The sequence below is a fragment of the Kineococcus glutinatus genome, from assembly GCF_039542765.1.
GTDB classification, from domain to species: domain Bacteria; phylum Actinomycetota; class Actinomycetes; order Actinomycetales; family Kineococcaceae; genus Kineococcus_A; species Kineococcus_A glutinatus.
This window is the reverse complement of record NZ_BAABIL010000299.1, coordinates 1-5,128: the sequence shown is the minus strand read 5'-3', so window position 1 is coordinate 5,128 and position 5,128 is coordinate 1. Positions and strand designations below refer to the sequence as shown.

8 protein-coding genes, 2 tRNA genes and 1 other RNA gene are annotated in these 5,128 nt (G+C 76.7%); 5 read left to right on the top strand and 6 right to left on the bottom strand.

Going from position 1 to position 5,128, the window contains the following annotated elements; all coding sequences use genetic code 11:
- The 3 genes from ABEB16_RS11785 to upp all read right to left on the bottom strand — a co-directional run.
- A partial coding sequence (locus tag ABEB16_RS11785) for a hypothetical protein (RefSeq protein ID WP_425560173.1) occupies positions 1-217 on the bottom strand: 217 nt, incomplete at its 3' end.
- Positions 218-257: 40 nt separating this feature from the next.
- Positions 258-428 (bottom strand): hypothetical protein, encoded by a 171-nt coding sequence (locus ABEB16_RS11780; protein ID WP_345712440.1) that lies wholly within the window; start codon positions 426-428, stop codon positions 258-260.
- Between the two features lie 184 nt (positions 429-612).
- Positions 613-1,248 carry a uracil phosphoribosyltransferase gene (gene upp, locus ABEB16_RS11775; protein WP_345712439.1) on the bottom strand — a complete coding sequence of 212 codons (636 nt, stop codon included), beginning with the start codon at positions 1,246-1,248 and terminating at the stop codon, positions 613-615.
- A gap of 82 nt (positions 1,249-1,330) precedes the next feature.
- Here upp and ABEB16_RS11770 point away from each other — a divergent pair, with 82 nt between their 5' ends.
- From ABEB16_RS11770 to ABEB16_RS11760, 3 genes are all read left to right on the top strand, one after another.
- Complete coding sequence (locus ABEB16_RS11770; RefSeq protein WP_345712438.1) at positions 1,331-1,867, top strand: tRNA adenosine deaminase-associated protein; 537 nt, start codon at positions 1,331-1,333, stop codon at positions 1,865-1,867.
- The gene (gene tadA / locus ABEB16_RS11765; RefSeq protein ID WP_425560172.1) at positions 1,837-2,406 is read left to right on the top strand and encodes a tRNA adenosine(34) deaminase TadA; all 570 of its coding nucleotides are present in this window, start codon (positions 1,837-1,839) and stop codon (positions 2,404-2,406) included. Before ABEB16_RS11770 ends, tadA begins: the two co-directional genes overlap by 31 nt.
- A 10-nt stretch (positions 2,407-2,416) precedes the next feature.
- Positions 2,417-2,503, top strand: a tRNA-Ser gene (locus ABEB16_RS11760).
- Positions 2,504-2,580: 77 nt separating this feature from the next.
- Here ABEB16_RS11760 and ABEB16_RS11755 read toward each other — a convergent pair.
- The 3 genes from ABEB16_RS11755 to ABEB16_RS11745 all read right to left on the bottom strand — a co-directional run bounded on the left by ABEB16_RS11755 (position 2,581) and on the right by ABEB16_RS11745 (position 3,817).
- Positions 2,581-3,240, bottom strand: a complete 660-nt coding sequence (locus tag ABEB16_RS11755) for a LytR C-terminal domain-containing protein (protein WP_345712437.1) — start codon at positions 3,238-3,240, stop codon at positions 2,581-2,583.
- Positions 3,241-3,322: 82 nt separating this feature from the next.
- Positions 3,323-3,622, bottom strand: coding sequence for a type II toxin-antitoxin system VapB family antitoxin (locus ABEB16_RS11750; protein ID WP_345712436.1), 300 nt, complete (start codon positions 3,620-3,622; stop codon positions 3,323-3,325).
- Between the two features lie 110 nt (positions 3,623-3,732).
- A tRNA-Ser gene (locus tag ABEB16_RS11745) sits at positions 3,733-3,817 on the bottom strand.
- An 84-nt stretch (positions 3,818-3,901) separates the two neighbouring features.
- Here ABEB16_RS11745 and ffs point away from each other — a divergent pair.
- Positions 3,902-3,998, top strand: an RNA gene (ffs, locus tag ABEB16_RS11740) — signal recognition particle sRNA small type.
- Positions 3,999-4,055: 57 nt separating this feature from the next.
- Positions 4,056-5,128 (top strand): DNA polymerase III subunit gamma and tau (locus tag ABEB16_RS11735; protein WP_345712435.1); only part of this gene is annotated, 1,073 nt, incomplete at its 3' end.

Sequence of the window (5,128 nt, the reverse complement as noted above, 5' to 3'; positions counted from 1 at the left end):
GCACGGCCACCACGAGCCGCTCGCCCGGCACCCAGTAGCGGTCGAGCAGGGCCGGCAGCACGACCCCCTGCACGAGCGGGTCGCCGGTCCCGGTGTTGCCGGTGGCGTCGACCGGCTCGACCGGCGGGACGGGGCCGGTGTCGCGCGCGGGGTCGGGCACCTGCCCGGACCCGGGTGCGCCGTCCCCGGGTTCCCAGCGGGTTCCCCACCCGCTCACGGCCGGCTCACACCCGGCTCGGGACGGGCCCGGCGCGGCATCAGCCCTGCAGGACGCGGTCGAAGAACGCGAGGAGGCTGTTCACCACCTCGCCGAGCGCGGTGCCGACCGTGCGCACGAAGTCCGCCGCCTGGTTCGGCGAGCGGTAGACGGCGTAGACCACGAAGGCCACCAGCAGCCACCACAGCACCCTGCGCCAGTTGATGTTCATCCCCACGCCTCCCCGAGCCGCTGACCCGCACCTCCCGACCGGCGGCGCACCGGACGGAGCCCCGGCGACCGCGCGGCGCCAAGCATGCACGATCTTCGCGGTGACGCCGAGCCCCCGCGCCGCACCCGCCCCGGGCCCGCGGGCCGCACGGGACCGCGCAGGGTCGCACGGGACCGCACTGGGCTCAGACCACGCCGTAGAGCCGGTCCCCCGCGTCGCCGAGCCCGGGGACGATGTAGCCGTTCTCGTCGAGCCGCTCGTCCACGGCGGCGGTGACGACCGTCACGCGCGCCTCGCCCTCGAAGGCGGCGCGCACCACCTCGATGCCCTCCGGGGCGGCGAGCAGGCAGATGGCGGTGACGTCGACCGCACCGCGCTCGAGGAGGAACCGCAGGGCGGCGACGAGGGTTCCACCGGTGGCGAGCATCGGGTCGAGCGCGAAGCACTGCCGGCCGGAGAGGTCCTCGGGCAGGCGCGTGGCGTAGGTCGTCGCCTGCAGGGTCGCCTCGTCGCGGATCATGCCGAGGAAACCCACCTCGGCGGTCGGCAGCAGCCGCACCATGCCGTCGAGCATCCCGAGACCGGCCCGCAGGATGGGGACGACGAGGGGCTTGGGGGCGCTCAGCCGCACCCCGGTGGTCCCGGCGACGGGCGTGCGGATCGGGTAGGGCTCCGTCCGCACCTCGCGGGTGGCCTCGTAGGCCAGCAGCGTCACCAGTTCGTCGGCGAGGCGCCGGAAGGTCGGCGAGTCGGTGCGTCCGTCCCGCAGCACGGTGAGCTTGTGCGCGACGAGGGGGTGGTCGGCGACGTGCAGGCGCATGGCGGGAACCTACCCGTGCCCCGCCCCGCCGTGAGCCGCCGCGGTGGTGGCCGCACCGCGGCCCGGGTGCCACGATGTGCCCGTGCCGTACTTCACCGCCGTCCTCGCCTCGGACCCCAGCGGGTGGCGCGCCCGCGACGTCGACGTGCCGGCCGGTTCCCTCGACGAGCTCGCCGAGGTCCTGCGGGCCGCGGCGGTCGGGGAGGCGCCCGTCCTCGCCGCGATCGAGAGCGAGGACGAGTGGTTCGCCCTGGTGCGCGCCGACCCCTCGGGCGAGGCCAGGTTCTTCGTCTCCGACGCCCTGGCGGCGGGTTCGGGCGGCTACGCGGGCCTGTTCGCCGACGACGCCCTCCCCGCCGAGTACCCCGTCGCCCCGCCCGTGGTCGCCGGGGACGAGGGGGACGGCGACGGGGAGGACGGCGACGGGGAGGACGGCGGTTCCGGTGCGGCCGCCGCGCCGGCCGCGCCCTGGGCGGGGGACCCCGGCCTGCTGTCGGACCTGGGTTGCCCGGCGGGGGAACTCCTCGAGCTGGCCGAGCGCGGTGACGACCCCGCCGCCGCGCTGGCCGAGGTGGGCGAACTGCTCGGGTGCGCCGACGTCATGGAGTCGCTGCGCTGAGGGGGCTCGCCGTACCGCGGCGCCACGAGGGGTGGATGCGGCTGGCGCTGGCCGAGGCGCGCCGCTGCGCCGGCTCCGGCGACGTCCCCGTGGGGGCGGTGGTCGTCGACGAGCGCAGCGGCGAGGTCCTCGGCGCCGGGCACAACGAGCGCGAGGCGGCGGCCGACCCGACCGCGCACGCGGAGGTGCTCGCGCTGCGCGCGGCGGGCGCGCGGCGCGGGGAGTGGCGGCTGTCGGGCTGCGCGCTGGTCGTCACGCTCGAACCCTGCACGATGTGCGCCGGGGCGGTGGTCCTCGCCCGCGTCGACCGCCTGGTGCTCGGGGCGTGGGACCCGGCGGCCGGCGCGGCGGGGTCGCTGCGCGACGTCGTGCGCGACCGCCGGCTCAACCACCGCGTGGAGGTCGTCGGCGGCGTCCTCGGCGAGGAGTGCTCCCGCCTGCTCACCGGCTTCTTCGACGGGCGCAGGTCCGACGGGCGCGGGTCCGGCCGGCCGCGGGCGGACGACGTGTGGGCACCCCGGCCCGATCCGGCCGTGTAGAGTTCCACGCGGTGGCGTGTCCGAGCGGCCTAAGGAGCACGCCTCGAAAGCGTGTGAGGGGGCAACTCCTCCGTGGGTTCAAATCCCACCGCCACCGCTCGTCCCGGAGCCCCGCACCGATCACCCGGTGCGGGGCTCCGGCGCGTGGGGCACCGCAGCGGCCCGGTCCGCGCCTCAGGGGACCGCACCGGGCGTGCAGCCGGCCGCGCCGGGCGGGGCGGGCACGGGCACCAGCGCCTCCTCCGGGGCCAGCTGGGCGTACGCGGTCCCCAGCACGAGGGCCACCTCCGGCGCCGCCGGGTCCGCCACGAGGACCGCGCCGGGCACGCGGGAGGCGACGGCCAGGGCCGCGGGGAGGGCCGGCGGTGCGTAGCGCACGGCGGCCGGCTCGGGCACCGGCCCACCGTCGGCGTTGTCGACGAGGGTGACCGTGAAACCCCGCTGGCGCAGCTCCGCGGCGACCGAGCCGGCCAGGCCCTGCCGGTCGGTGGAGTTGAGGACCTGCACGCGCACCTCGGCCGGTGCCGCGGCGGCCGGGGGCGCGGCACCGGAACAGGTGGGGCCCGCCGTCGCCGCCGGGTCCTCGCCGGGCTCCCAGCGCCCGGTGGCGATCAGGGCCGCCACCACGCCCGCCGCCAGCACCAGGACGACGAGGGTGGCGAAGACGATGCGCTGGCGGCGGATGCGCCGCAGCCGGCGGGCGCGGCCCCGCTCGGCCCTGGCCTCCCAGTCCTCGGCGTCCCAGTCCGGCGCACCGGGGTCCGCCGGCTCCGGCCCGGCCGCGCCGTCCGGCGCCTCGGGGAGGTCCTCACCCCGGGTCCCGCTGTCTCGCACGTGGTCCCTCCTCCCCTCGGCAGTGCTGCGGCTCCATCGCTCCAGCGGTCCCGGCGGCGCCACCGGCGCCCGGCGGGCGGCGTCAGTCCGGCAGGGCCAGCACCCGCGCGTGCAGCACCGGCCGCTGGTGCAGCGCGCAGCGCACGGCGCGGTGCAGGCCGTCCTCCAGGTAGAGCTGCCCCCGCCACTGCACGACGTGGGCGAAGAGGTCGCCGAAGAACGTCGAGTCGTCGGCCAGCAGCGCGTCGAGGTCGAGCGTCCGCTTCGTCGTCACCAGCTCGTCCAGGCGGACCTGCCGAGGCGCGACGTCCGCCCACTGGCTGGTCCGCACGTACCCGTGGTCGGGGTAGGGGCGCCCATCACCCACGGCCTTGAAGATCACGCTGCGAAGTCTATGAGCGCCGCGGCGTGCGCACCGCCCCGACGTCGGGACGGGCCCGTGAGCGATGTGTGAAGGGGCCCGCGCCGGGTGCGGCACGGGCCCCTTCGGGGCGGAGGATAGGGGATTTGAACCCCTGAGGGCGTTAACCCAACACGCTTTCCAAGCGTGCGCCATAGGCCACTAGGCGAATCCTCCGTGGACGAGCGTAGCGCGCCCGGCGGGGTGCCCGCGCACCCGGGGAGGCGTTGGCCGCGGCCGCCGGGAGCGGTCTACAGTGGAGGCGGCCCCCCGCGTGGTGCCATCCTGCTGAACCCCCCCAGGGCCGGAAGGCAGCAAGGGTAGGGAGGCTCTGGTAGGTGCGCGGGGGGTCCTCCACGTCCGGCCCCGCCCGCGGCGGGCGGGAGCTGTCCGCTCCCGGGGCTAGCCTCGAGCCGTGTCGACCGCCCTGTACCGCCGGTACCGCCCGGAGTCCTTCGCCGAGGTCATCGGCCAGGAGCACGTCACGGGTCCGCTGCTGCAGGCGCTGGCCAAGGGCCGCACCACCCACGCCTACCTGCTCTCCGGCCCGCGCGGCTGCGGCAAGACGACCAGCGCGCGCATCCTGGCCCGCTGCCTCAACTGCGCCGAGGGCCCCACCCCCACCCCGTGCGGGGTGTGCGACTCCTGCACGAGCCTGGCCAGGGGCGGCCCCGGCAGCATCGACGTCGTCGAGATCGACGCGGCCAGCCACGGCGGTGTCGACGACGCCCGCGACCTGCGCGAGCGGGCCTCCTTCGCCCCGGCGCGCGACCGGTTCAAGGTCTACATCATCGACGAGGCGCACATGGTCACCACGCAGGGCTTCAACGCCCTGCTCAAGATCGTCGAGGAGCCGCCGCCGCACGTGAAGTTCGTCTTCGCGACGACGGAGCCGGAGAAGGTGCTCACGACCATCCGCTCCCGCACGCACCACTACCCCTTCCGCCTCGTGCCGCCCGCGCGGTTGTCGGCGTACCTGGAGGAGCTGTGCGGGCGCGAGGGCGTGCCCGTGGGCAAGGGCGTGCTGCCGCTCGTGGTGCGCGCCGGCGCGGGCTCGGTGCGCGACTCCCTCTCCGTGCTCGACCAGCTGATCGCCGGCGCGGACGAGGAGGGCCTGACCTACGACCGGGCGGTGGCGCTGCTGGGGTACACCCACGCCTCCCTGCTGGACGACGTGGTGGAGGCGCTGGCGGCGCACGACGCGGCGACGGTCTTCCGGGCGGTGGAGCGCGTCATCGACTCCGGGCAGGAGCCGCGCCGCTTCGCCGACGACCTGCTGCAGCGGCTGCGGGACCTGGTGATCACGGCAGCCGTGCCCGAGGACGCCGCCGCGGTGCTGGGCGTCCCGGAGGACCAGGTGGACCGGCTGCGCGCCCAGGCGGCGCACTTCGGGCGGGCCGAGCTGTCGCGGGCCGCCGACGTGGTCAACGCCGGGCTGGCGGACATGACGGGCGCCACGTCGCCGCGGCTGCAGCTCGAGCTGCTCTG